The organism is Phenylobacterium sp. (assembly GCF_030698145.1).
In the GTDB taxonomy this organism is placed as follows: domain Bacteria; phylum Pseudomonadota; class Alphaproteobacteria; order Caulobacterales; family Caulobacteraceae; genus Phenylobacterium.
This window is the reverse complement of the sequence record NZ_JAUYNW010000122.1, coordinates 1-23327: the sequence shown is the minus strand read 5'-3', so window position 1 is coordinate 23327 and position 23327 is coordinate 1. Positions and strand designations below refer to the sequence as shown.

At 68.1% G+C, this 23327-nt stretch carries 23 protein-coding genes; 8 read left to right on the top strand and 15 right to left on the bottom strand.

All coding sequences use genetic code 11. The features are described from left to right. Window positions 1-76: 76 nt before the first annotated feature. The 3 genes from Q8Q77_RS17610 to Q8Q77_RS17600 all read left to right on the top strand — a co-directional run bounded on the left by Q8Q77_RS17610 (window position 77) and on the right by Q8Q77_RS17600 (window position 2780). A complete protein-coding gene (locus Q8Q77_RS17610) occupies window positions 77-1132 on the top strand; it encodes a diguanylate cyclase domain-containing protein (RefSeq protein ID WP_305585043.1) in 1056 nt (351 codons plus the stop codon). Between the two features lie 73 nt (window positions 1133-1205). Continuing rightward, on the top strand, window positions 1206-2009 hold the full coding sequence (locus Q8Q77_RS17605) for an enoyl-CoA hydratase/isomerase (protein WP_305585041.1): 804 nt from the start codon (window positions 1206-1208) through the stop codon (window positions 2007-2009). Between the two features lie 102 nt (window positions 2010-2111). Further along, complete coding sequence (locus Q8Q77_RS17600; protein ID WP_305585039.1) at window positions 2112-2780, top strand: glutathione S-transferase; 669 nt, start codon at window positions 2112-2114, stop codon at window positions 2778-2780. Here Q8Q77_RS17600 and Q8Q77_RS17595 read toward each other — a convergent pair. From Q8Q77_RS17595 to Q8Q77_RS17555, 9 genes are read right to left on the bottom strand one after another with little or no spacing between them, the layout of a single operon-like run. Next, complete coding sequence (locus tag Q8Q77_RS17595) at window positions 2777-3178, bottom strand: iron-sulfur cluster assembly accessory protein (RefSeq protein WP_305585037.1); 402 nt, start codon at window positions 3176-3178, stop codon at window positions 2777-2779. The two genes, Q8Q77_RS17600 and Q8Q77_RS17595, sit on opposite strands and share 4 nt — an antisense overlap. A gap of 18 nt (window positions 3179-3196) precedes the next feature. Beyond that, window positions 3197-3559 (bottom strand): SUF system Fe-S cluster assembly protein, encoded by a 363-nt coding sequence (locus Q8Q77_RS17590; RefSeq protein ID WP_305585036.1) that lies wholly within the window; start codon window positions 3557-3559, stop codon window positions 3197-3199. An 8-nt stretch (window positions 3560-3567) separates the two neighbouring features. Next, window positions 3568-4782 carry an aminotransferase class V-fold PLP-dependent enzyme gene (locus Q8Q77_RS17585; protein ID WP_305585034.1) on the bottom strand — a complete coding sequence of 405 codons (1215 nt, stop codon included), beginning with the start codon at window positions 4780-4782 and terminating at the stop codon, window positions 3568-3570. Continuing rightward, a complete protein-coding gene (gene sufD / locus Q8Q77_RS17580) occupies window positions 4779-5813 on the bottom strand; it encodes a Fe-S cluster assembly protein SufD (RefSeq protein ID WP_305585032.1) in 1035 nt (344 codons plus the stop codon). The genes Q8Q77_RS17585 and sufD overlap by 4 nt, the downstream gene beginning before the upstream one ends. Beyond that, the gene (sufC, locus tag Q8Q77_RS17575) at window positions 5810-6556 is read right to left on the bottom strand and encodes a Fe-S cluster assembly ATPase SufC (RefSeq protein WP_305585031.1); all 747 of its coding nucleotides are present in this window, start codon (window positions 6554-6556) and stop codon (window positions 5810-5812) included. Before sufC ends, sufD begins: the two co-directional genes overlap by 4 nt. After that, window positions 6556-6960 (bottom strand): hypothetical protein, encoded by a 405-nt coding sequence (locus Q8Q77_RS17570; protein WP_305585029.1) that lies wholly within the window; start codon window positions 6958-6960, stop codon window positions 6556-6558. The genes sufC and Q8Q77_RS17570 overlap by 1 nt, the downstream gene beginning before the upstream one ends. After that, window positions 6957-8426, bottom strand: a complete 1470-nt coding sequence (gene sufB, locus Q8Q77_RS17565; RefSeq protein WP_305585027.1) for a Fe-S cluster assembly protein SufB — start codon at window positions 8424-8426, stop codon at window positions 6957-6959. The genes Q8Q77_RS17570 and sufB overlap by 4 nt, the downstream gene beginning before the upstream one ends. 13 nt (window positions 8427-8439) lie before the next feature. Further along, on the bottom strand, window positions 8440-9564 hold the full coding sequence (locus tag Q8Q77_RS17560; RefSeq protein ID WP_305585025.1) for a cysteine desulfurase family protein: 1125 nt from the start codon (window positions 9562-9564) through the stop codon (window positions 8440-8442). Then, window positions 9561-10010: an Rrf2 family transcriptional regulator gene (locus Q8Q77_RS17555; RefSeq protein ID WP_305585023.1), complete on the bottom strand. Its 450-nt coding sequence runs from the start codon at window positions 10008-10010 to the stop codon at window positions 9561-9563. The genes Q8Q77_RS17560 and Q8Q77_RS17555 overlap by 4 nt, the downstream gene beginning before the upstream one ends. A 168-nt stretch (window positions 10011-10178) precedes the next feature. On the opposite strand from Q8Q77_RS17555, the gene Q8Q77_RS17550 reads away from it, so the two are divergent. After that, window positions 10179-10829, top strand: coding sequence for an alpha/beta hydrolase (locus Q8Q77_RS17550; RefSeq protein WP_305585022.1), 651 nt, complete (start codon window positions 10179-10181; stop codon window positions 10827-10829). A gap of 148 nt (window positions 10830-10977) precedes the next feature. Here the strand turns inward: Q8Q77_RS17550 and Q8Q77_RS17545 are convergent, their stop codons facing one another. Both Q8Q77_RS17545 and Q8Q77_RS17540 read right to left on the bottom strand, forming a co-directional pair. Beyond that, window positions 10978-12276, bottom strand: a complete 1299-nt coding sequence (locus Q8Q77_RS17545) for an amidohydrolase (RefSeq protein ID WP_305585021.1) — start codon at window positions 12274-12276, stop codon at window positions 10978-10980. A 16-nt stretch (window positions 12277-12292) separates the two neighbouring features. Beyond that, window positions 12293-13450 (bottom strand): anhydro-N-acetylmuramic acid kinase, encoded by a 1158-nt coding sequence (locus Q8Q77_RS17540; protein ID WP_305585019.1) that lies wholly within the window; start codon window positions 13448-13450, stop codon window positions 12293-12295. Window positions 13451-13613: 163 nt separating this feature from the next. Between Q8Q77_RS17540 and tyrS the strand changes: the two genes are divergently transcribed. From tyrS to Q8Q77_RS17520, 4 genes are all read left to right on the top strand, one after another. Next, window positions 13614-14927 (top strand): tyrosine--tRNA ligase, encoded by a 1314-nt coding sequence (tyrS, locus tag Q8Q77_RS17535; protein ID WP_305585058.1) that lies wholly within the window; start codon window positions 13614-13616, stop codon window positions 14925-14927. Window positions 14928-14943: 16 nt separating this feature from the next. After that, the gene (locus Q8Q77_RS17530) at window positions 14944-15414 is read left to right on the top strand and encodes a peroxiredoxin (protein ID WP_305585018.1); all 471 of its coding nucleotides are present in this window, start codon (window positions 14944-14946) and stop codon (window positions 15412-15414) included. 287 nt (window positions 15415-15701) lie between these two features. After that, window positions 15702-16862: a M23 family metallopeptidase gene (locus Q8Q77_RS17525; RefSeq protein ID WP_305585016.1), complete on the top strand. Its 1161-nt coding sequence runs from the start codon at window positions 15702-15704 to the stop codon at window positions 16860-16862. Beyond that, entirely contained in the window at window positions 16843-17316 is a 474-nt protein-coding gene (locus Q8Q77_RS17520; protein WP_305585015.1) for a polymer-forming cytoskeletal protein, read from the top strand. The genes Q8Q77_RS17525 and Q8Q77_RS17520 overlap by 20 nt, the downstream gene beginning before the upstream one ends. On the opposite strand, the gene Q8Q77_RS17515 is transcribed toward Q8Q77_RS17520, so the two are convergent. The 4 genes from Q8Q77_RS17515 to Q8Q77_RS17500 all read right to left on the bottom strand — a co-directional run bounded on the left by Q8Q77_RS17515 (window position 17313) and on the right by Q8Q77_RS17500 (window position 22944). Next, window positions 17313-18023: a 2-phosphosulfolactate phosphatase gene (locus tag Q8Q77_RS17515; protein ID WP_305585014.1), complete on the bottom strand. Its 711-nt coding sequence runs from the start codon at window positions 18021-18023 to the stop codon at window positions 17313-17315. The two genes, Q8Q77_RS17520 and Q8Q77_RS17515, sit on opposite strands and share 4 nt — an antisense overlap. A gap of 71 nt (window positions 18024-18094) precedes the next feature. Continuing rightward, a protein-coding gene (gene prfB, locus Q8Q77_RS17510; protein WP_305585012.1) for a peptide chain release factor 2 occupies window positions 18095-19214 on the bottom strand; the annotation gives its coding sequence in 2 pieces (ribosomal slippage) (window positions 18095-19144 and window positions 19146-19214; 1119 coding nt in all). A gap of 57 nt (window positions 19215-19271) precedes the next feature. Beyond that, window positions 19272-21608, bottom strand: coding sequence for a penicillin-binding protein 1A (locus Q8Q77_RS17505; protein WP_305585010.1), 2337 nt, complete (start codon window positions 21606-21608; stop codon window positions 19272-19274). A gap of 130 nt (window positions 21609-21738) precedes the next feature. Further along, a complete protein-coding gene (locus Q8Q77_RS17500) occupies window positions 21739-22944 on the bottom strand; it encodes an N-acetylmuramoyl-L-alanine amidase (protein ID WP_305585008.1) in 1206 nt (401 codons plus the stop codon). Window positions 22945-23327 lie beyond the last annotated feature (383 nt).

Below are 23327 nucleotides of genomic sequence, written 5' to 3'. Positions count from 1 at the left end.
CTCTGACGCCTAATCTCGTTTTCCAGTTTGGGGAATCTGGCAAAACGCCGATCTCCAGAGTCGGGGAACGGGAAGAATGTCCGCCAATATCGACAACAAGCTACGGGGACCGGGGGCTTACGCCCTGGCGCGCGAAGTTGTGGAGGCGATGGAGGCCCATCAGGTCTGGCCGACTCCGGTCAATTTCGAGCTCTGGACCCACTTCGTGGCAGAGCCCGACAGCGAGCTGGGCCGTGAGATCACCCGCCTGATCTCGGTCGGCGAGGCCTTCACCGATCACCTGGCCGACGAACTGGCCGCGGCCTACCTGCCCAAGGCCAAGCTCACCGAACAGATTCGCGACGCCGGCGACGCGCTCAGCAAGGAGTTGATCTCGGTCAGCCGCGCCATCGAGAGCGCCCAGAAGTCGAGCGAGGCCTACGGCCAGACCCTGGCCAGCGCCTCGACCTCGCTCGCCGCCGATCGCGAACCGCAAGAACTCAAGGCCATGGTCGACACCCTGGCCTCCGCGACCAAGCGCGTGCAGCGCGAGAACAAATCGCTGGAAAAGCGCCTGGCGGAATCGACCACCGAGGTCGCGCGCCTGCGCGAGCACCTGGAACAGGTCCGCCGCGACGCCACCACCGACGGCCTGACCCAGCTCGCCAACCGCAAGGCCTTCGACGAGGAGCTGGAGCGCGCCTGCGCCGAGGCCGACGTCGGCGGCCACACCGTGACCCTGGCGGTCATCGACATCGACCACTTCAAGAACTTCAACGATACCTGGGGCCACCAGACCGGCGACCAGGTGATCCGCTACGTCGCCAGCGTCATCGGCCGCGTCGGCGCCCCGCCCCGCTTCGCCGCCCGCTATGGCGGCGAGGAATTCGCCCTGATTTTCCCGCGCGAAACCGCCGACGTGGCGGCCCTGGTGCTGGAGGAGATCCGCGAAGAGGTCTCATCGCGCATCCTGAAGCGCCGCTCGACCAATGACGATCTGGGCGCCGTGACGGTCTCGGCCGGCGTCGCCCAGCTCCGCCGCGGCGAGAGCGCCCACAGCCTGATGGACCGCTCGGACACAGCCCTCTACGCCTCCAAGCGGTCGGGCCGGAACCTGGTGACCAACGCCGAGATCGTCGCCGACGCCGCCTAGGTGCGGATTTCCGCTAGCCTGACGTGAGGGTATGGCCGCTTAGAATGCGCCCACAACGCACTCGGAGGACGCCGTGGCCTATTCCAAGCTCAAGACATCGGTCGCTGACGGCATCGGCGTCGTCACCCTGACCGACCCCGCGACCCTGAACGCCGCCGGCCTCGATCTGATGGCCGAGCTGGGCGACGCCTTCAAGGCGATGGCGGCGGACGCTTCGGTGCGCTGCGTGGTGCTGACCGGAGTGGGCCGCGGCTTCTGCTCCGGCGCCAACCTATCGGGCCGCGGCGGCGGCATCGGCGGCGAGACGCCCGATCCGGAAGGCCCCGACGCCGGCTCGGCGCTGGAGAGCGTCTACAACCCCTTCATGAGCTCGATCCGCGACTTCCCGGTCCCGATCGTCACCGCGGTGAACGGGGTGGCGGCCGGGGTCGGTTGCTCCCTGGCCCTGATGGGCGACATCATCGTGGCCAGCGAGAGCGCCTATTTCATGCAGGCCTTCCGCCGCATCGGCCTGGTGCCGGACGGCGGCTCGACCTACCTCCTGCCCCGTTTGATCGGCAAGGCGCGCGCCATGGAGATGGCCCTGCTGGGCGATCGCGTCCCGGCCAAGACCGCCCTGGACTGGGGGCTGATCAACCGCTGCGTCGCGGACGACCAACTGATGGCCACGGCCATGGAGCTGGCCAAGGCGCTGGCGACCGGCCCCAAGTCGCTGGGCGCCATCCGCAAGCTGATCTGGGAGAGCCTCGACGAGGAATGGGCCGCCCAGCTCCACGCCGAGCGGACAGCCCAGAAGTTCGCCGGACGCACCGAGGACAGCCGCGAAGGCGTGCTGGCCTTCCTGCAAAAGCGCCCGGCGGTGTTCAAGGGCCGCTAGTCGGACGCCTGGCGCAGCAGACCGACCTTGCAGCGGCGTCGCGCCTTTGCAGGTGTCAATTTACATTGTAAGCAATGGAATCCTCACCAGCTCGGGATTCCCATGCTTGTCGTCCATCACCTGAACAACTCCCGCTCCCAGCGCGTCCTCTGGCTGCTGGAGGAGCTGGGCGTCCCCTACGAGATCCAGCACCACCAGCGCGACGCCAAGACCATGCTGGCGCCGCCGGAGCTGCGCGCCATCCATCCGCTGGGGAAGTCGCCGGTGATCGTCGACGGCGACGTGGTGTTTCCCGAGACCGGGGCCATCGTCGACTGGATCGTCGAGCGCTATGGAAACGGTCGCCTTGTGCCGCCGGCGGGCACGGCGGAGCGCTCGCGCTGGACCTACTGGCTGCACTATGCCGAAGGTTCGGCCATGCCGCCCTTGCTGATGAAGCTGGTGTTCAGCCGCCTGCCGGCCAATGCGCCCTTCTTCCTGCGCCCGGTGGTCAAGACCATAGCCGCCCGCGCCCAGGCCGGTTTCGTCGATCCCAGCCTCAAGCTGCATTTCGACTATTGGGAGAGCGAACTCGGCAAGTCCGAGTGGTTCGCGGGGAACGAGTTCAGCGCCGCCGACGTGATGATGAGCTTCCCGGTGGAAGCCGCCGCCAACCGCGGCGACGCGCTGAACGGCCGGCCGCGTCTGAAGGCCTTCCTGGAGAAGATCCACGCTCGCCCGGCCTATCGCCGCGCCCTGGAAAAGGGCGGCCCCTACGCCTATGCCGACTAGGAGTCGGTCTCGGCGGCCGGCTGGATCGTGACGCTCTCGCCGCAACCGCAGGCGTCGGTCTCGTTGGGGTTCTTGAACACGAACTTGGCCGAGAGCTTGGTGGCCTCGTAGTCGATCACCGTGCCGATCAGGAACAGGATCGCCTTGGGCTCGATCAGGATGGTGACGCCCTTATCCTCGACCACCTCGTCCAGCGGCCCGGCGGCCTCGGCATATTCGATGATGTATTCGGAACCCGCGCAGCCGCCGTTCTTCACCCCCACCCGCAGGCCGGCATAGGGCTTCTCGGCCTTGCCCATGATCTCCCGCACCCGCGCCGCGGCGGCGTCGGTCAGGGTGACCACCGTGGGCCGTGGGCGGCGGGCGCGAGGCGCGGCGGTGAGGTTCAGGTCGGTCATGTCCACGCCTATATGGGGTCAGAACATGTTCAATTGAAGTTTCGCCTCGTCGGACATCCGCGAGGGGTCCCAGGGCGGGTCGAACACCAGGTCGACCTTCACCTGGCCGATGCCGGGAATTTCCCTGACCGCGTCCTCGACCCAGCCGGGCATTTCTCCGGCCACCGGGCAGCCCGGGGCGGTGAGCGTCATGTCGATAGCGACATTCTTCTCGTCGGAGACGTCGACCTTGTAGATCAGGCCCAGCTCGTAGATGTCGACCGGGATCTCCGGATCGAACACGGTTTTCAGCTTCTCGATGAGCTGATCGGTAAGCGCGTCGAGTTCGCCCTGGCTTAGGGGCGTCGTCGAGGTCGGCTCGATGGCGGCGGCGTCATCCATGATCATGCTCAAGCAAAAAAGGCCTGGGTACGGTTGAGGGCGTCGACGAAAGCGTCGGCCTCCCCTTCCGTATTATATAGGGCGAAGGAGGCGCGCGCCGAGGAAGTGATCCCGAAGTGTTTCATCAGGGGCTCGGCGCAATGGGTCCCGGCGCGGACGGCCACGCCGTAGCGGTCGAGGATTTGGGCCACGTCGTGGGCGTGGGCGCCGTCGACGGTGAAAGACAGGATCGCGCCCTTGCCGGGCGCCTCGCCGATCACGCGCAGCCAGTTGGCGCCGTTCAGCCGCTCGCGGACGCGGGCGTAGAGCCTGGCCTCGTGGGCGGCGACGGCATCTCGGTCCAAGCCGTTCAGCCACTCGATGGCCGCGCCCAGGCCAATGGCTTCCAGGATCGGCGGGGTGCCGGCCTCGAAGCGGTGCGGCGGCTCGGCATAGCTCACCTTTTCAAGCGAGACCTCACCGATCATCTCGCCGCCGCCCTGGTAGGGCCGCAGGGCGGCCAGTTCGGCGGCCTTGCCGTAGAGGATGCCGATGCCGGTGGGGCCATACAGCTTGTGGCCGGAGAAAACATAGAAATCGACGTCCAGGGCCTTCACGTCCACGGCCTGGTGGACGATGGCCTGGCAGCCGTCCAGCAGCACCTTGGCGCCGGCCGCGTGGGCCTGGGCGATCACCTCGGCCACCGGATTGATCGTGCCCAGCACGTTGGACATGTGGGTGAGCGCCACGACCCTGGTCTTGTCGGTCAGCAGGCCCGGCAGGGCTTCGATGTCGAGGCGGCCGTCGTCCAGGACGGGGATGAACTTCAGCACCACCCCCTGGCGCTCGCGCAGGAAGTGCCAGGGCACAATATTGGCGTGGTGCTCCATCTCGGTGAGCAGGATCTCGTCGCCGGCCTTGAGCGTCGCGCCCAGGCTCGAGGCCACCAGGTTGATCGCCTCGGTACCGCCCTTGGTGAAGACCACCTCGCCCAGCTCGGCGTTGATGAAGGTCGCGACCGACTTCCGCGCGGCCTCGTAGGCGTCGGTGGTCTCGTTGGCCAGGGTGTGCAGCCCGCGGTGGACGTTGGAATAGGAGCCTTCCATCGCCCGGCTCATGGCCGAAATCACCGCCCGCGGTTTCTGGGCGGAGGCGGCGCTGTCCAGATAGACCAGCGGCCTGCCGTTGACCTGGCGGGTCAGGATCGGGAATTCGCGGCGGACCTGTTCGACATCGAAGGTCATGGCGCCACCCTCAGCCGGTCGGCGGCCCAGGCGCGGGCCACTTCGCGGGCGCCCTCATGCTCGATCCGCTCGATCACCTCGCCGACGAAGGCCTCGATCAGCATGGCCCGGGCGGTCTCGCGCGGCATGCCGCGCTGCATGGCGTAGAACAGGGCCTGCTCGTCCAGGGCCCCGATGGTGTTGCCGTGGGCGCACTGCACGTCGTCGGCGAAGATCAGCAGCTCCGGCTTGGCGTCGACCTCGGCCTTGTCGGACAGAATGAGCGCATTGTGGGCCATCCGCGCGTCGGTGCGGTCGGCGCCCGGCGCGACGCGGATCCGGCCCTGGAAGACACCGCGCGACTGGTCGCGGACCACGCCCTTAGTGAGCTGGACGGTGGTCCCGTCGACGCCCTGGTGCTCGACCACGGTGGTCAGGTCCGCATGGCGCTTGTCGGCCAGCAGATAGGTGCTGTCGAGGCGCAGGCTGGCGCCGGCGCCCGGATGGTTCACCCGGGTCTCGATCCGCTGGCGGCGCGCGCCGTCGGTGAGCACGGTCTGGACAAGGCTGGCGCCGGCGCCCAGCACGACCTCGGCCTGGGAGACGCTGACGCCCTCGGCGCCGTCGGAGGCCAGGACGATGCGTTCCAGGCGCGCATTGGCGCCAATGGTGATGGTCAGCTCATGATTTGCGACATAGTCGGCGCCGTCGCCCTCGTAGCTCTCGAGCAGTATCAAGTGCGCACCGTCGGCGACCTCGAGCCTGGCGCTGGCGCTGTGCGATCCGCCACCGAGCGCGGCGAAGTGCAGGGCCACCACATAGGGTTGGGCCGAGGCGCTGCGGATGACCACCGGGTCGCTGGCGTTGACCACATGGATCGGAAGGTTGGCGAGCGCCGCGAACGGCCCGGCCGGGGCCTCGCCCTCGAAGGCCGGCGACGGCTCTGGCAGGACCCGCAGCAGACCGCGCAGGTCGGTCCACTTCCAGTCCTCGTCGCGCTTGGACGGAAGCTGGGCGACGTCGCCGGTCTTGAGGGCGGTCGCCAGGCTCATGCGGCCCTCGCATACTTGTCGTAGCCCTCGCGCTCCAGCGCGTGCGCGAGGTCGGGACCGCCCGAGGCGGCGATTCGGCCGCCGGCCAGGACGTGGACGCGGTCGGGTTTGATGTAGTCCAGCAGGCGCTGGTAATGGGTGATCACCAGCATGGCCCGGTCGGGCGAGCGCATGGCGTTCACCCCGTCGGCGACGATCTTCAGGGCGTCGATATCGAGGCCAGAATCGGTCTCGTCTAGGATGAGGAATCGGGGCGAAAGCATCGCCATTTGAAAGATTTCCATCCGCTTCTTCTCGCCGCCGGAAAAACCGACATTGAGCGCGCGCTTCAGCATCTCGAAGTCGATCTTCAGCGAGGCGGCGGTGGTCCGGGCGAGCTTCAAGAATTCCGGCGCGGTGACCTCGGGTTCGCCGCGGGCCTTGCGCTGGGCGTTCATGGCCGTGCGGATGAAGGTCAGGGCCGGGACGCCGGGGATCTCCAACGGATACTGGAAGGACAGGAAGACGCCACGGGCGGCCCGTTCGCTGGGGTCGAGCGCCAGCAGGTCCTCGCCGTCGAGCGTGGCGGTCCCCTCAGTGACCTCATAGCCCTCGCGGCCGGTCAGGACATAGGACAGGGTCGACTTGCCGGCCCCGTTCGGCCCCATGATGGCGTGCACTTCGCCGGCCGGGACATCGAGGGTCAGGCCCTTCAGGATCGGCTTGTCGTCGACGCTGGCGTGGAGGTTCTCGATCTTCAGCATCAGACGGTCTCGTCGGCCAGGTACTGGGCCATCACGTCGAGGGCCTCTTCGATCGTCTGGACCATCTGCTGCTTGCGCGGCGCGGCGGTGGAGGTGGAGGCCGAGCGCTTGTCGGCCGAGCGCACCATGGCGGTTCCAGCCTCGAAATAGGCGTCGATCAGATAGTCCTCGTGGTTGAGGCTCACCGTGTAGCGGCGGCGGTCCAGTGTCAGGCCCTTCTCGCGCAGGAAGCCGATGTCGGCGGCGAGTGCGTCGTGCAGCTGCTCGGCGCGGGCCAGGTCCTCTTCCTGCTGGCGGCGTTCGGCCTCCTCACGCTCGTGACGGGCGGCGTCGCGGCGGGCGTGTTCGGCTTCGAAGGCGCGGCGGAAGGACATGCTGAGGTTCTCGAGGGTTGCGAGGGTCATCCGACGGACCCTTCAAGGGAGATGGCGACGAGCTTCTGGGCTTCCACGGCGAACTCCATGGGCAGCTCCTGAAGCACTTCCTTGACGAAGCCGTTGACCAGCAGCTGCACAGCCTCCTCCTGGGAGAGCCCGCGCTGCATGGCGTAGAACAGCTGGTCTTCGGAAAGCTTGGTGGTAGTGGCTTCGTGCTCGAAGACGCACTGGCCGTTGCGCGCCTCGACATAGGGCACGGTATGGGCGGCGCATTCCTTGCCGATCAACAGGCTGTCACACTGGGTGAAATTGCGCGCGCCCTTGGCCTTGGGGTGGGCCGAGACCAGGCCGCGATAGGTGTTGGACGAGCGGCCCGCCGAGATGCCCTTGGAGATGATCCGCGAGCGCGTCCCCTCGCCCAGGTGGATCATCTTGGTGCCGGTGTCGGCCTGCTGGCGGCCGTTGGTGATGGCGATGGAATAGAATTCGCCGACGCTGTCCTTCCCGCGCAGGATGCAGGACGGGTACTTCCAGGTGATCGCCGAGCCGGTTTCGACCTGGGTCCAGGAGACCTTGGAGCGGTCGCCACGGCAGTCGGCGCGCTTGGTGACGAAGTTGTAGATGCCGCCCTTACCGGTTTCCGGATCGCCCGGATACCAGTTCTGGACCGTGGAATATTTGATCTCGGCGTCGTCCAGGGCGATCAGCTCGACCACCGCGGCGTGGAGCTGGTTCTCATCGCGCATGGGGGCGGTGCAGCCCTCCAGGTATGAGACGTAGGAACCCTTGTCGGCGATGATCAGGGTGCGCTCGAACTGGCCGCTGTTCTCCGCATTGATGCGGAAATAGGTTGAGAGCTCCATCGGGCAGCGCACGCCCGGCGGCACATAGACGAAGCTGCCGTCCGAGAAGACCGCCGCGTTCAGGCAGGCGTAGTAGTTGTCGGAGACCGGCACCACCGAGCCCAGGTACTGCTTCACCAGCTCCGGATGTTCGCGGATCGCCTCGCTCATGGAGCAGAAGATCACCCCGACCTGGGCCAGTTCCTTCTTGAAGGTGGTGACCACCGAGACGCTGTCGAACACCGCGTCCACGGCGTAGCGCGGCGCGCCGACGACGCCGGCCAGCACCTCCTGCTCGCGCAGCGGGATGCCCAGCTTGGCGTAGGTCGCCAGGATGTCCGGGTCGACCTCGTCGAGACTCAGGGGGCCGTTCTTCTCCTTGGGCGCGGCGTAGTAGTAGCTGTCCTGGTAGTCGATGCGCGGGAAGTGGACCTTGGCCCAGTTGGGCTCGTCCATGGCCAGCCAGCGCTCATAGGCCTCCAGGCGCCAGTCCAGCATCCACTGGGGCTCGTCCTTCTTGGCCGAGATGAAGCGCACGATGTCGGGCGACAGGCCCTTGGGCGCGAAGTCCTGCTCGATGTCGGTGACGAAGCCGTGCTTGTACTTCTCGAGGCTTTCGACGTGTTCGACGGTCTGTTTGACGGCGGCCATGCTTACGAACTCCTCACGCCGCCGGCGCGCGACGCGCGGCGTGACGGGCTTCACTCCAGGCGTCGACGAAGGCCGCCCAATCACTGCTGCTCGTGCCCCAGCCGCCCGAGACGCGGATGGCGCATTCAGCCAGCTCACCAAGGCCCATGGCCGACAGCACATGGCTGGCCTTCACCTTGCCCGACGAACAGGCCGAGCCGGCGCTGACCATGAAGCCGGCAAGATCGAGCTTCATCACCTGCAGGTCCGAGGGATGGCCAGGCGTGGCCACGCACAGGGTGTTGGGCAGGCGCGGCGAGCTCTCGGCGATCACCACCGCACCCTGCGCCTTGAGCTGTTCGGCGGCGGCGTCGCGCATCGGAGCCTGGTCGTTGGTGTCGCGCAGGGCGGCCATGGCCGCGGCGCCAAAGGCCGCGATGCCTGGGACGTTCTCGGTGCCGGCCCGGCGGCCCCGCTCCTGCCCGCCGCCGTGCTGGCGGCGCACCAGGGTGGCGCGGGGGCCGAAGGTGAGCGCGCCGACGCCCTGGGGGCCGCCCAGCTTGTGGGCCGAGACCGAGAGGGTGTCGGCGCCGAGCGCGCGGCTGTCGGTGGGGATCTTGCCCGCCGCCTGGATGGCGTCGACATGCAGCCAGCCGTCGGCGGCGCGGACGATCTCGGAGACTTCGCGGACCGGCTGGATCACGCCGGTCTCGTTATTGGCCAGCATCAGGGCGACGAACGGGCGGCCATCAGCGGCGTCCCACGCCGCCAGGCGCTTGGAGAGCCAGGCGAGGTCGGCGAGGCCGTCGGCGCCGACGGGCAGGACCTCGACCGCCGCGCCGCTGACCTTGGCGGTCTCCAGCACGCTGTCGTGCTCGATGGCGCTGACGATCAGGCGCTTGGAGCCGGTGGCCACGGCGCTGTCGACGGCCAGAGCATTGGCCTCGGTGCCCCCGGAGGTGAAGACCACGGTGGAGGCTGGCCCGCCGATCAGGGCGGCGACCTCGGTGCGCGCCTGCTCGAGCAGGGCGCGGGCGGCTCGGCCCGCCGCGTGGATCGAGGAGGGATTGCCACCCATGGCGTAGGCGCGGGTCACCGCCTCCAGCGCCTCGGGGCGCAGCGGCGCGGTGGCGTTGTAGTCGAGATAGACCCGGGTCATGCCGCCTCCACGTGGGAGGGGCCAAGCCGTCCGGTGACGACGTCGGCCAGGGAGACGGAGGCCAGGTAGGTCTCGAGGTGCCGTCCCATCTCCTCCCACAGGTCGTGGGTCAGGCAGCGTTCGCCCTTCAGCATGCAGCCCTTGCCCTTGGCGCTGCAGCGGGTGGCGCGCAGGGGCTCATCCACGGCCAGCACGATGTCGGCGATGTTGGTTTCCTCGGCCGTGCGCACCAGCCGGTAGCCGCCGCCGGGACCGCGCAGGCTGCGCACCAGGCCGCGGCGGCGAAGGCGGGCGAAAAGCTGCTCCAGATAGGAGAGCGAAATCTGTTGGCGGGCGGCGATTTCCGACAGGGCCACGGCGCGGTCGCCCTCGCTCAGCGCGCCTTGCCGGCGCGCGAGGTCGGCCATCGCCATCACCGCATATCGTCCCTTGGTCGAAAGGCGCATGTCGCTCCTGCTGGCCCGCACGATTTTTCGAGCATTTCGCGCGGTCCCTATGTTACAGGCCCCGCCTTGCAACGGGGCTCGTCGCCGGAACCGGCCGACGGTCGCGACTTAGGAAGACCCAGCGCGTTAGTCAAGTATTAGGGCGGCGCGCGAGACGAAAGGACGAGCATGCCAGAGGTGGTTCTGACCGGTGCGGCCGGGCGGATCGAAGGCCGGTATTCGGCGGGCAAGACCCCGACGGCGCCGATCGCGCTCATCCTGCACCCGCATCCCAAGGCCGGCGGCCAGATGAACCACCCGGTGGCCGTGCAGCTGTTTCACCTGTTCATGAAGCGCGGCTTCTCCACCCTGCGCTTCAATTTCCGCGGCGTGGGCCGCAGCCAGGGCGAGTTCGACTCAGGGATAGGCGAACTGGCGGACGCCGCCACGGCGCTGGACTGGCTGCAGACCACCAATCCGGCCGCCTCGCAGTGCTGGGTCGCCGGCTATTCCTTCGGCGCTTGGGTGGGGATGCAGCTCCTGATGCGCCGGCCCGAGACGGACGGCTTCATCTCGGTCTCGCCGCCGACCAACATGTACGACTTCAGCTTTCTCGCCCCCTGCCCGGCCTCGGGCCTGATCCTGCACGGCGGCGCCGACACCGTGGTGCCGCCGGTCGAGGTCGAGCGTGTGGTCTCCAAGCTGCGCACCCAGAAGGGCATCGTCATCGACCATGAGGTGATCGAGGGCGCCACCCACTTCTGGGCCGAAAACCTGCCGGACGTGGAGCAGCGCGTGGGCAGCTATCTCGACAAGCGCATCGCGGCCGATCCGATCTAGGCTCCCTTATCCCTCCTCCTTGTGGGGAGGGCAGATCCCGAAGGGATCGAGGGTGGGGCTTTCTGAAACCTCCGCGCAGATTGCCGGACTTCCCCACCCTGGCGGCTGCGCCGCCGTCCCTCCCCACAAGGAGGAGGGACAGAACGTTTTAGCTCCCCTTCAGGAAATCCAACGCCATGAGCGCCTGGGCCCGCACGCCGATCTCCATGGCGGCTTCGTCCACGTCGAAGAACGGCGAGTGGTTGCCGCCCTTCGGATTGCCCACGCCCAGATGGTAGAAGAAGCCCGGGACCTCCTTCTGGAAGTAGGAGAAGTCCTCCGCGCCCATGATGTAGTCGATGTCGTCGAGGACCTTCCCTCCGGTGGCGCGCGTCAGGGTCGGCTTCATCGCGGCCGCCAGGATGCGGTTGTTGTCCGTCACCGGATTGTGGTTGCCCCAGGTGAACTTCGCCGAGGCGCCGTAGCGCTCGGTGATCGAGGTCACGGCCTTCTCCGCCCGGGCGATCACGTCGGTGCGCATCCCCGGATCGAAGGTGCGCAGGGTCCCGGTGAGCGTCATGTCCTCGGGAATGATGTTGTAGCGCAGGCCGCCATGCAGGGTGGCCACGGTCAGCACCGTCGGGGTCTTGGAGACATTGATCTGGCGTGACGTGACCTGATTGAAGGCGGTGACGATGTCGGCGGTCAGGGATGACATGTCGATCCCCTGCCAGGGCATGGAGCCGTGCGCCTGGCGGCCCTTCAGCTGAATCTCGAAGCGGTCGGAGGCCGCCATCATCGGACCCGGCCGCCAGACCATCGCCCCGACCGGACCCGGGAAGGCGTGGAGGCCGAAGATCGCGTCGACCTTGGGGTTCTTGAGCACGCCTTCCTTGACCATCAGCGGCGCCCCGCCCTCCTCGCCGGGGGGCGGACCTTCCTCGGCCGGCTGGAAGATGAAGACCACCGTGCCGTCGACCTGATCCTTCATGGTGGCCAGGATCTCGGCCGTCCCCATCAGGATCGCCGTGTGGCTGTCGTGACCGCAGGCGTGCATCACCGGCACGGTCTGGCCGTTGTACTGGGCCGTTACCTTCGAGGCGAAGGCCAGGCCGGTCTGCTCGGCCACCGGCAGGGCGTCCATGTCGGCGCGTAGAGCCACGACCTTGCCGGGCTTGCCGCCCTTGAGGATGCCGACCACCCCTGTCTTCCCGACCCCGGTGCGCACTTCCAGGCCGAGTTTGCGCAGATGATCGGCGACGATCTTGGCGGTGCGGACCTCGCTGTTGCTCAGCTCGGGATGCTCGTGAAAATCGCGCCGCCAGGCGACGACCTTGGGCTGCAGCGCCTTGGCCGCGGCGAACACCGCCGCATCATACGGCCGGGGGGCGGGCGCCGGCTGAGCCTGGGCTCCGGTGGTCAGGGCGAACGCGGCGGCCGCGCCCGCCAGCCAATAGGTCTTGGACATCGAAACTCCCTGGAATTCAGACGGTTGGCTGGGCGATTCGCCCGCCGGTCATGGGGGCTGGGACGCCCGTGGTCTTGGGATAGGAAATAGCCAGGCCGCGCAGGGTGCGCGCCGCCAGATAGGCGAAGGCCTCGGCCTCGATCGAGTCGCCGCGCCAATCGTGATCCTCGGCCGTGGTCACCGGAACCGACAGCCGCTCGGCGAAGGCCTTCATGAGTTGCGGATTGCGCCGCCCGCCGCCGCAGACCACCATCTCGGTGGGCACGCCGCCCATCAGCTCGAAACCCAGGCGCACCGCCTCGGCGGTGAAGGCCACCAGGGTGGCGGCGGCGTCCTCCAGCTGCAGTTTTTCCAGCACCGCAAGCGGGAAGTCGTGGCGGTCCAGCGACTTGGGCGGCGGCGACTTGAAATAGGGGTGGGCCAGCAGCCCGCGCAGGACGGTCTCGTCGACCTTGCCGACGCTGGCGTACTTGCCGCCGGCGTCGTAGCGCCCCGCGCCGCGCGCCTGGACCAGCAGGTCGATCATGCCGTTGCCTGGGCCGGTGTCGAAGGCGGCGATATCGCCTGTCTCCGACCAGAAGGTGATATTGGCCACCCCGCCCACATTGAGGATGGCCAGCGGGGGCCTCAGGCCCGCGGTTCGAGCCCGCGCCAGATGGTAGATCGGCGCCAGCGGCGCGCCCTCCCCGCCGGCGGCCACATCGGCAGTGCGGAAGTCGTAGGCCACGGGCACGCCCGCGGCGTCGGCCAGCCACTGGGCGTCGCCGAGCTGCACCGTGCGGCCGACACGGCCCGCCTGGGGCCGTTCGTGCAGGACGGTCTGGCCGTGCATGCCCATCAGGTCGATGTCGGACCAGGCGAGCCTGTGTTCGGCCAGGAACCCCTCGGCGGCCTCGAAGTGCTCACGGGCGACCGCGGCGGCGGCGGCCTTGAAGACCTCGGGCTCGGGTGCGCCCCGCGGCCAGGCCAATGCCTGGCGGGTGGCTTCGAGCACGATGTCGCGGGTCGCATCGGTGAGCTTGCGCTCGCCCGCGGGGCCGAACGCGGCGATCGTTTCGCCATCCGTCTCCAGGATCGCCATGTCGCAGGCGTCCAGGGAGGTGCCGGTCATGAAGCCTAGGACTCGCATGGAGAGCTTGACTGCCATGCCCTTGCGCCGGTAGCTAGCCGGCATGATCGAACGCCGCTCCGCCAACTTGGCCAGCTATTACCGCCTGCCCTAGAGCAGGCGCGGTCCGATCCCTTGCGCCTACCCACCAGGTCGGCGCCTCCTCTCCTCCGAGAATTGACGGTCTCCGGCCTTTCGCCGACCAGGAGCCTGTCAGATGTCCCTCGAAATGCTTGCAGACCGCGTGTTAGAGCGCCCTGCGTCCACCTCAGAGTCTCCGCCCATGTCCGCCGACCAACCGTTCAAGTCCTCGTTCCTGCGCGTGATGCAGGAGCGTGGCTACATCCATCAGATCACTCATCCGGTGGAGCTGGACGAGGCCGCGACCAGGGGCGCGATCACCGCCTACATCGGCTTCGACGCCACCGCCCCCAGTCTGCATGTCGGCCACTTGATCCAGATCATGATGCTGCGGCGCCTGCAGCAGGCCGGCCACAAGCCCATCGTCCTGATGGGCGGCGGCACCACCAAGGTCGGCGATCCCACGGACAAGGACGGCCAGCGCCCCCTGCTGACCCACGACCAGATCCAGGACAACATCGCCACCATCAAGGGGACGTTCGAGCGCTTCCTGACCTTTGGCGACGGGCCGACCGACGCCGTCATGGTCGACAACGACGCGTGGCTCTCGAAGTTCGGCTATGTCGAGTTCCTGCGCGACTACGGCGTGCACTTCACGGTCAACCGCATGCTGGCCTTCGACAGCGTCAAGGCGCGGCTGGACCGCGAGCAGCCGATGACGTTCCTCGAGTTCAACTACATGCTGATGCAGTCGGTGGATTTCCTGGAGCTGGAACGGAAACACGGCTGCGTGCTGCAGATGGGCGGCTCCGACCAGTGGGGCAATATCGTCAACGGGGTGGAGCTGATCCGCCGCGTGGACCAGAAGCCGTCCTTCGGCCTGACCACCCCCCTGCTCGCCACAGCCTCCGGTCAGAAGATGGGCAAGACCGTCGGCGGGGCGGTGTGGCTCAACGCCGACATGCGCAGCCCCTACGACTACTGGCAGTTCTGGCGCAACACCGAGGACGCCGACGTGGGCCGCTTCATGAAGCTGTTCACTGATCTGCCGATCGAGGAGATCGCCCGCTACGAGGCCATGCAAGGCGCCGACATCAACGAGGCAAAGAAGGTGCTGGCCAACGCGGCCAGCACCCTGCTGCATGGCGCCCAGGCGGCGCAGGCCGCGGCCGAGGCCGCGCGGGTGGCCTTCGAGGTGGGCAGCGTGTCTGACGACATGCCGACCTACGAGGCGCCCTTGGCCGATCTCGAGGCGGGCGTCGTGCTGGCGGCCCTGGCGGCCGACGCGGGCCTGGCGGCCTCACGTGGGGACGCCCGGCGCCTGGCCCAGGGCGGCGGCCTGCGGGTGAACGACAAGGTCGAGGCCGACGCCAACCGCACGATCACCACGGCCGACCTGGTCGACGGGGTGGTGAAACTGGCGGCGGGCAAGAAGAAGATCGTCCTGGTGAAGCCCGTCTAGGCCCTGGAGAGACGCGATGTCCGAACTGACCGAAGGCGCCCAGGCGCCCGACTTCGAACTGGCCGGGGCCAATGGCCCGATCACGCTCGCCAGCTTCAAGGGCCGGGCGCTGGTGGTCTATTTCTATCCGAAGGACGACACGCCCGGCTGCACCAAGGAATCACAAGAATTCAGCGCGCTGGCGGACGAATTCGCGAAAGCCGGCGCCTCGGTTCTGGGCGTTTCGAAGGACAGCCTGGCCCGTCACGCGAAATTTACAGCCAAATACGACCTCACCGTGCCGCTCGGTTCGGATCCGGAAGGAACCATGATCGAGGCCTATGGGTCCTGGGTCGAGAAGACCCTCTATGGGCGCCAGTACATGGGTATCGACCGCTCGACCTTCTTGATCGGGCCCGACGGCAAGCTGGTCCGAATCTGGCGGAAGGTGCGGGTGCCGGGCCACGCTGAGTCGGTGCTCGAGGCCGTGAAAACCCTTAAAGCTTAAGCATGTAGCGGTGCGGCCGACGGCCGCATCGCCGCGCTTGATCGTGACTTGGGATCGCTCCGGCCGGTCGCTTCGATTGTTGTAGATATGTCGCGAGGCCCAGCGATCTACCCCTTGGCCTGCAAGGGTCGACGAACGGACCTAGCTTGGCCGTTCAGCTGCCGTTAACCAACGTCGTTAATTATCTCCCTGACTCGGACCCCTGCCCTCGCGGCGCGAAGGGTCTTGCGCGTTTTCCAATTCTCACTGCATATCCGCGGGACCAAAAAAGTTCCGTAGCCGACGCGGTGGAAATGACACGCTTTGCGCGCCTTCGCCGATCGCTCGAAGAGCTGTTTCCCGAACGACATCTCTATGTCCGCTCAGGCGGGGAAATGCGGGCGTTCGTACTGACCACGGGCAGGCAGCTGGCCGGCGCCGGTGCGGTCGCCGCCTGCGCGCTCTGGATGGGCGTCTGCACCGCGGCGATGATGGTCAACGCCATGGCGCTGTCGGGCCACGACCAGGAACTGGCCCGGATGCAGGCCAAGTCCGAGCGTCTGGTGGCCGATCGCGAGGCCCGTCTCAACAGCGCCGTGGCCCAACTGACCGCCGCCGAGGGCTCCGTCGACCAACTGGCCGTCACGGTCGAAAAGCGCCACGCGGCGCTCGCCATGCTGCTGACCGACATCCGGAGCGCGCCCGGCGTCGCCCAGGCCCTGGCCCCGACCATCCGCAAGGCCAGCAATATTCCCACGACCGTCAGCCCCCTGCGCCGCATCGAGCTGGTGCGCGCGGGCCAGGAACGCCTGATCGACGCAGCCGACGACTTCGCCAAGACCCGCGCCGACCGCCTGCGCCTGGCCTTCCGCCTGGCCGGCCTGACGCCATCGTCCTACGTGCCCAAGGGCGGCTCGCTCGGCGGACCGCTGATCGAGGCCAAGGATCCCCGCGCGCTCGCCGCCGTCCTCGACGTGGACGAGGGCTTCGCCGAACGCATCCAGCACGCGGCGACCAACCTATCGGAGGCCGGCGCCCTGGGCGACGCCGCCCAAAAGCTGCCCTTCGGCCGCCCCGCTGGCGCGGGCGTCAGCAGCGGCTTCGGCGTTCGCTTCGACCCCTTCACCCGCCGCCCGGCCTTCCATTCCGGCCTGGATTTCACCGGCGGCTACAACTACCCGATCCAGGCCACCGCGCCCGGCGTGGTGTCGTTCACCGGCGTGCGGTCGGGCTACGGCAACACCATCGAGATCGACCACGGCCGCGGCTTCAAGACCCGCTACGCCCACCTCCAGGCGATCGGCGTCCGTCCGGGCGAGCGCGTCGCCGTGGGCCAGCGGATCGGCGGCATGGGTTCGACGGGCCGGTCCACCGGACCGCACCTGCACTACGAAGTTTGGGTCAACGGGCGGGCGCAGAACCCCGGCCGTTTCGTGAAGGCGGGCGACCATGTTCTCCAAGGCGACTAAGGGCGGTTCCGACACCCTGGCTCCGGACATGACAGTGACCTCCGAACCCGGCCGCAAGCCGCTTCGGACCCCGTCGCTGATCTCCGACAACATCACCATCGAGGGCAGCGTTATCGGCGAGGGCGAACTGCAGATCGACGGCATCGTGCGCGGCGAGGTTCGGGTGGACAAGGTCACCATCGGCGAGACCGGCCACGTCGAGGGCGCGATCTTCGCCGATGTCGTCGAGACCCGCGGCCGGGTCATCGGCCAGATCAGCGCCAAGCAGGTGCGCCTCTACGGCACAGCCTATGTGGACGGCGACATCACCCACGAGCAGCTGGCCATGGAGTCAGGCGCCTTCTTCCAGGGCCGCAGCCTGAAGTTCCAGCGGCCCGTCGCGCCGCCGGCCATCTCGGCCCCCACCCTGGTTTCCGAGACCGAGGTCCGCGAGCCCAGCGCCCAGGTCGGTTAGGCCGCCGCGTCCTCATAGGCGCCGTTCCGCAGCATCGGCGCGCAGTGGCTGATGTCGAGCTCGAGGGCGATATCGACATCGAGTTCGTGGCCGCGGTCGCTGAGTTCGCGGCCCGACATGCAGCCCTTGATGACGTCCGCCAGGTGGGCCCTGGCCGAGACGAAGGCGTCGTGGGCCACCTGTGTTTCCGGCGACATGGGCAGGCCCAGGGCCTCGATCACCGCCCCTGCCCCGATCAGGTCCTCGATAGCAGGGCGCAGCGACCCGTCAGGCCAGCGCTCGCCCGCGGGGATCACCGCGATGTCGCGGCCGTCGGCGAGGCCCTTGGCCTTGGCCGCGACCGCCTTGGCGTTGCGCAGGCACCCCGCCAGCACGGTCGCCCGTCCGCCGGCCAGGGAAAGCCGCGAGCCGTTGGGTGAGGGCAGCAGCAGGCGCTCACCGGGATTGAGTTTCAGGAGACTGGCGGGCGAGAGGCTGAGCTGGCCTCCGGCGCGGCGGCTGGCCGCCAGCCGCGCGCCGATCCGGGCCGCCTCGTCACGGGCCGCATCCTCGTCCCCGTACGCGAACGGATAGATCCTGGCGTGCCGGTGCACGGCCACGTCGACGCAGGTGGAAAAGGACAGCACGTCGACGATCACCAACACCGGACATCGCTCGCGCAACGCCTCGACGCCCTGCAGTCCCCATTCGCTGCGGACCTTCTGCATCGCGATCCCGCTCCTCGCTGAACACCCCGATCAAGACGCCCACCGAGGCCGAATTGCAAACGTGGCCGTGGCTAGGCGTTGGCGTCGCGCGTGCTGCCGACCCGCTGGGCCAGGGACGCCCCCATGAATTCGTCCAGGTCGCCGTCCAGAACACCCTGGGTGTCGGAGGTCTCCACGTCGGTGCGGAGGTCCTTGACCATCTGGTAGGGCTGCAGGACGTAGCTGCGGATCTGGTGGCCCCAGCCGATGTCGGTCTTCTGGTCGGCGATCGCCTGGGCCTCGGCCTCGCGCCTCTGCAGCTCCAGCTCATAGAGCCGGGCGCGCAGCATCTTCCAGGCTTCCTCGCGGTTCTGGTGCTGGGAGCGGCCGGCCTGGCAGGCGACGGCCACGCCGGTCGGAATGTGGGTCAGGCGCACGGCCGAGTCGGTCTTGTTGATGTGCTGGCCGCCGGCGCCGGAGGCGCGATAGGTGTCAGTGCGCACGTCGGATGGGTTGATCTCGATCTCGATGGTGTCGTCCACCACCGGATAGACCCAGACCGAGGCGAAGCTGGTGTGGCGCTTGGCCGCCGAGTCATAAGGCGAGATGCGCACCAGCCGGTGCACCCCTGCCTCGGTTTTCAGCCAGCCATAGGCGTTGGGGCCCTTGATCTGCAGGGTGACCGACTTGATCCCGACCTGTTCGCCTGAGGTCTCTTCCAGGAAGTCGACGGTCATGCCGTGGGCGTTGGCCCAGCGGGAGTACATGCGCAGTAACATGCCGGCCCAGTCGCAGGACTCGGTGCCGCCGGCGCCGGAATTGATTTCCATGAAGGCGTCGTTGCCGTCGGCCTCGCCCGACAGCAAGGCCTCCAGCTCGGCGCGACCGGCGCGCTCCTTGATCCCCTTGAGCTGGCCGCGGGCTTCCTCGAGCGAAGCCTCGTCGCCTTCCTCGTCAGCCATTTCGGCGTAGCCGACGGCGTCGGCCAGATCGCGCTCGAGCGACTTAACCGCCTCGACCTGGGCGGCGAGCTTGGAACGCTCTCGGGTCAGCGCCTGGGCGGCGGCGGCGTTATCCCACAGGGTGGGGTCCTCGACGCGCGCGTTCAGCTCATCGAGTTTTCGAAGGGCGGGTTCCCAGTCAAAGACGCCTCCTGAGCAGGTCGATCGACTGCTCGATGTCGGCCTTGGCGGCCTCGACATCCACTCTCATGGGAAATCTCCGAACCAGACGTGCTCTGGGGTCGCGGCAGATAGCCTGCGCCGCGCCTCAATACAATCCGGTCATGTCGTCCTGTTTCTTGGCCGGGGCCGGCGGCGCAGCTTGAGGGGTCAGCTTGCCGTCCGGCCAGACCTTGTCATAGGGCTGCGGACCGCTGCTGGGCGCGCCCGGGAGCATTTGGCGGAGCTGCGGCTCGGTGCCCGGCCGGAAGGCCTCGCGGATGCCGCGGACGCTGGCGAACTTGGCGTTCGTTGGGGCCTTGAACTCGGTCTTCGGCAGATCCTTGGCGGCCTCGGCCATGAACTCGATGAAGATGGGCACCGCGGCCGTCGTGCCGGTCTCGCCATTGCCCAGGCTGCGGTTGTCGTCGAAGCCCACGAACACCCCGGCGACGATCTGCGGCGTGAAGCCCACGAACCAGGCGCTGCGGTACTCGTTGGTGGTGCCGGTCTTGCCGCCCACCGGACGATCCAGCACCAGGGCCGAGGTCGCTGTACCGCGCTGGACCACGCCCTGCAGCATCGATGTGACCTGATAGGCGGTGATCGGGTCCATCACCTGGTCGCCGCCCGGAATGACGCGCGGGCTCTCGTCGCCATTGAAGCCCGCCCCGCAGCGGGGGCAGTCGCGCTTGTCGGCGCGGAAAATGGTCTCGCCGTTGCGGTCCTGGACCAGTTCGATCAGGTGCGGCTCGATCCGGCGGCCGCCATTGACGAAGGAGGCGTAGGCCGAGGTCAGCTTGAAGGGCGTGGTCTCCCCCGCCCCCAGCGCCATGGCCAGGACCTTGTCCATTCGCTTGACCACGCCCATGCGGATCGCCAGCTCGCTGATCTTGGTCATGCCCACGCCCTGCGCCAGGCGCACGGTCATGGCGTTGCGCGACAGCTCCAGGCCACGGCGCAGGGTGAGCGCGCCGTAGTACTTCTTGTTGTAGTTCTCCGGCGTCCAGTTCTCGCCTTCCTTGGCGCCCTTGAGCGTGATGGCGCTGTCCATCACCACGCTGGACGGCGTGTAGCCGTTCTCCAGGGCCGCGGCATAGACGATCGGCTTGAAGGCCGAGCCGGGTTGGCGCATCGCCTGGGTCGCCCGGTTAAAGTTCGACAGCGAGAACGAATACCCGCCCACCATGGCCAGCACCCGTCCGGAATTGGGCTCCATAGCCACCAGGGCGCCGTTGACGATGGGGATCTGGCGCAGGTGGAAGCCGCCGCCCTCCGCGGGCTCCACGAACACCAAGTCCCCGACATTGAGACCCTTGCCCGCCCGGGCCCAGGTCACGTCCTGGCTGATGATCCCGCCGGTCATGCCGTCGTCGGCGGTCTTGACCCGGACCGTGGCGCCCGAGGACTCGGTCACCAGGGCGGCTCGCCAGTCGCGGCGCTCGGCCGGCGGCTTCTTCTTCCTGGCCATGGCTTCCCAGCCATCGGCCACCTCGACCCGGCCCCAGGCGCCGCGCCACCCATGGCGGCGGTCGTAGAGCTCCAGCCCGTTCATCAGCGCCACCCGGGCGGCGGTCTGCAGGCGCGGATCGAGCGTGGTGCGCATGTAGTAGCCGCCCTCGTTCAGGCGCTGGCCCAGGGTCGCCAGGCCCCGCTGGCGCACTTCCTCGACGAAGAAGTCGGCGTCGCGGTACTTGGCGCGGCTGGGCGCCTTCTGGACCTTCAGGTCCTCGCGCTTGGCGGCCTCAGCGGCCTGGCGGCTGACCCAGCCCAGGTCGGCCATCTGGTCCAGGATCCAGTTGCGCCGGATGATCGCCTGGGCCTTGCGCCGCTGCGGATGATAGTTGTCGGGGCCCTTGGGCAGGGCCGCCAGATAGGCGCTCTCGGCCAGGGTCAGGTCGGTGATCGACTTGCCGAAATAGTTGTAGGCCGCCGCGCCCACCCCATAGGACCGGTAGCCCAGCCAGATTTCGTTCAGATACAGCTCGAGGATCTGCTCCTTGTTGAGCGTCTGTTCCAGGCGCCCGGCCAGGATGGCTTCCTTCAGCTTGCGCCCCACCGTGGCGTCGCTGGTCAGCAGGACGTTCTTGGCCACCTGCTGGGTGATGGTCGAGCCGCCCTCGAGGCGGCGGCCCTGGGCCGCGTTCTGCACGTTCTTCGCCATGGCCCGCATCAGGCCCATGGTGTCGACGCCGGAGTGGCGGAAGAAGTTGCGGTCCTCGGCCGCCAGGAAGGCCTGGGCCAGCTGGGGCGGCATGGCGTCGTAGGGCACGTAGATGCGCCGCTCGCGGGAGAACTCGCCGATCAGCACTCCGTCCCAAGCGTAGGCGCGCGTGGCGGTCGGCGGGCGATAGTCCACCAGGTCCCCGGCGTCGGGCATGTCATGGAACAGCCAGGCGGCGTAGATGGCGATGGCGAAGCCCGCCAGGGCGATCGCGCTCAACACGGCGACCCCGGCGATCGCGACCCATCTTTCGGGGGGATTCAAGACTGACAGACCTCCGCGGCGCGCCCGGCTCCGCCAGATTCTGATCTAGCGTGCATCGCATCGGGCGCCAACGGCCCGCACGCATGGATCAGCGCGAAGCGAGCTGGGTCTGCTGGCCGAAGTAATCGTCGATGGCTTCGGCGACGCCGCCCATCAGGCGGTTGCGACGGGCGGGATCTCGCAGGGCCGCCTCGTCGTCGGAATTGGTGATGAAGCCCATTTCCAGCAGCACGGCGGGCACGTCGGGCGCCAGCAGCACGGCCAGGCCCGCCTCGCGGTGGCTGCGGCGCAGCAGCGGCTGGTGGTCGTCGACCCGCGACAGCAGCACCTCGGCGAAGGTGGCCGAGCGGTTGCGGGTCATGCGCTGGGTGAGATCCAGCAGGATGGTCGAGACCCCGTTGTCGCCGTGCGAGCCGGCCCGCATGAACCAGTCGTCCTTGTTGACGAACTTTGCCGAGCGCCCGGAGGCGCGGTCGGCCAGGGTGTAGACGCTGGCTCCGCGCAGGCTCGAATCGGTGCCGGAGTCGGCGTGCAGCGAGATGAACAGGTCGGCGTCGGCGCGACGCGCGATCTTCACCCGGATGTCGTGTGCGACATAGACGTCCGAATCACGGGTCATCACGACCTTGTAGCGACCGGACTTCTCCAGCCGGGTCTTGAGCGCCCTGGCCGCGGCCAGGGTGACGTCCTTTTCCTTGCCCGTCGCGCCCTTGGCGCCGGGGTCCTTGCCGCCGTGGCCGGCGTCGATGACGATGACCTTCTTCAGCGAAAGCGGCGGGGCGCTGACCGGTGTGACCGGCAGCGGGGCTGAGATCATGCGGGCGTTCGCCGCGACAATGGCGCGCGCGGGCGCCTTGGCGGCCAGGTCGATCACGTAGCGGTAGTTGCCGATCCCATCGGCCGGCGGCAGCAGGAAGCGGCGCTTGACCACCGCGTCGGCGCTGAGGTCGACACGCAGGCGAACGCCCGTAGCGCTTTGATCTACAACCCAATTCTTGACGAGGCCGAGGCCGGCGCCTTGCAGGGACTCGTCCACCGAGGCGCCGCTGAGGTTCAGCACCAGCCGGCGGTCCAGCGCACCGTCCGAGGCGATCTTGCCGGTGGCCGAGCGGTTCAGGTCGATAACGATGCGGGTTTCGACGTGGTCTCCGCCGAGGCGGACCTTGAGGACTCCTGCGGTGACGTTGGCGGCCTGGGCGGCCGCGACGGCGGCCAGACAGCAAACCCCGGCGACTGCGGCGGCCAGCACGCGCACGCCCTTCACTCGAAACAGTTCGCCGACGCGCGCGAACATCCAACCCCACACGTAACGGTTTGAATCCCAACCGTCATATAGCCTTAAGCGACATGGACAAACGGTTAACCGGTCGCGGGCCGGGCGCGGCGAACCGCGCCGCTTTCCTTTTCATGCTTAGTGTTGCAATGTCGCGCCGCGCTGGAGCGCGCCTTGCGTCGCAAGGCCGCAGTCCGCGCAAAGCCAGCGTCAGCTCATCGCCCCTCGGCGAGGACGCATCATCCGATCCGCGTCTCGCACAATGGGGCGCGCCTGGGAACACACCAATGGGCAGCGCCGCTCGAGCCCCTTTCCGGCCTACCGCCCGCGATGTCGCTTTCGACACCGCGAACGGCGGATGCGCGCGCGCCCTCCTGCAAAACCGGCGGCGCCCGAACCTCGAG

Excerpts from the sequence above, each read along its gene's own strand:
- sufC (WP_305585031.1), bottom strand. The coding sequence starts at position 6,556 with ATGCTGAAGATCGAGAACCTCCACGCCAGCGTCGACGACAAGCCGATC.
- Q8Q77_RS17570 (WP_305585029.1), bottom strand. The coding sequence starts at position 6,960 with ATGACCCTCGCAACCCTCGAGAACCTCAGCATGTCCTTCCGCCGCGCC.
- sufD (WP_305585032.1), bottom strand. The coding sequence starts at position 5,813 with ATGAGCCTGGCGACCGCCCTCAAGACCGGCGACGTCGCCCAGCTTCCG.
- Q8Q77_RS17515 (WP_305585014.1), bottom strand. The coding sequence starts at position 18,023 with ATGCAGAAGGTCCGCAGCGAATGGGGACTGCAGGGCGTCGAGGCGTTG.
- Q8Q77_RS17610 (WP_305585043.1), top strand. The coding sequence starts at position 77 with ATGTCCGCCAATATCGACAACAAGCTACGGGGACCGGGGGCTTACGCC.
- Q8Q77_RS17600 (WP_305585039.1), top strand. The coding sequence starts at position 2,112 with ATGCTTGTCGTCCATCACCTGAACAACTCCCGCTCCCAGCGCGTCCTC.
- Q8Q77_RS17555 (WP_305585023.1), bottom strand. The coding sequence starts at position 10,010 with ATGCGCCTTTCGACCAAGGGACGATATGCGGTGATGGCGATGGCCGAC.
- Q8Q77_RS17595 (WP_305585037.1), bottom strand. The coding sequence starts at position 3,178 with ATGACCGACCTGAACCTCACCGCCGCGCCTCGCGCCCGCCGCCCACGG.
- Q8Q77_RS17590 (WP_305585036.1), bottom strand. The coding sequence starts at position 3,559 with ATGGATGACGCCGCCGCCATCGAGCCGACCTCGACGACGCCCCTAAGC.
- Q8Q77_RS17550 (WP_305585022.1), top strand. The coding sequence starts at position 10,179 with ATGCCAGAGGTGGTTCTGACCGGTGCGGCCGGGCGGATCGAAGGCCGG.
- Q8Q77_RS17585 (WP_305585034.1), bottom strand. The coding sequence starts at position 4,782 with ATGACCTTCGATGTCGAACAGGTCCGCCGCGAATTCCCGATCCTGACC.
- Q8Q77_RS17500 (WP_305585008.1), bottom strand. The coding sequence starts at position 22,944 with ATGTTCGCGCGCGTCGGCGAACTGTTTCGAGTGAAGGGCGTGCGCGTG.
- Q8Q77_RS17540 (WP_305585019.1), bottom strand. The coding sequence starts at position 13,450 with ATGCCGGCTAGCTACCGGCGCAAGGGCATGGCAGTCAAGCTCTCCATG.
- Q8Q77_RS17530 (WP_305585018.1), top strand. The coding sequence starts at position 14,944 with ATGTCCGAACTGACCGAAGGCGCCCAGGCGCCCGACTTCGAACTGGCC.
- Q8Q77_RS17520 (WP_305585015.1), top strand. The coding sequence starts at position 16,843 with ATGTTCTCCAAGGCGACTAAGGGCGGTTCCGACACCCTGGCTCCGGAC.
- Q8Q77_RS17545 (WP_305585021.1), bottom strand. The coding sequence starts at position 12,276 with ATGTCCAAGACCTATTGGCTGGCGGGCGCGGCCGCCGCGTTCGCCCTG.
- tyrS (WP_305585058.1), top strand. The coding sequence starts at position 13,614 with ATGCTTGCAGACCGCGTGTTAGAGCGCCCTGCGTCCACCTCAGAGTCT.
- Q8Q77_RS17560 (WP_305585025.1), bottom strand. The coding sequence starts at position 9,564 with ATGACCCGGGTCTATCTCGACTACAACGCCACCGCGCCGCTGCGCCCC.
- sufB (WP_305585027.1), bottom strand. The coding sequence starts at position 8,426 with ATGGCCGCCGTCAAACAGACCGTCGAACACGTCGAAAGCCTCGAGAAG.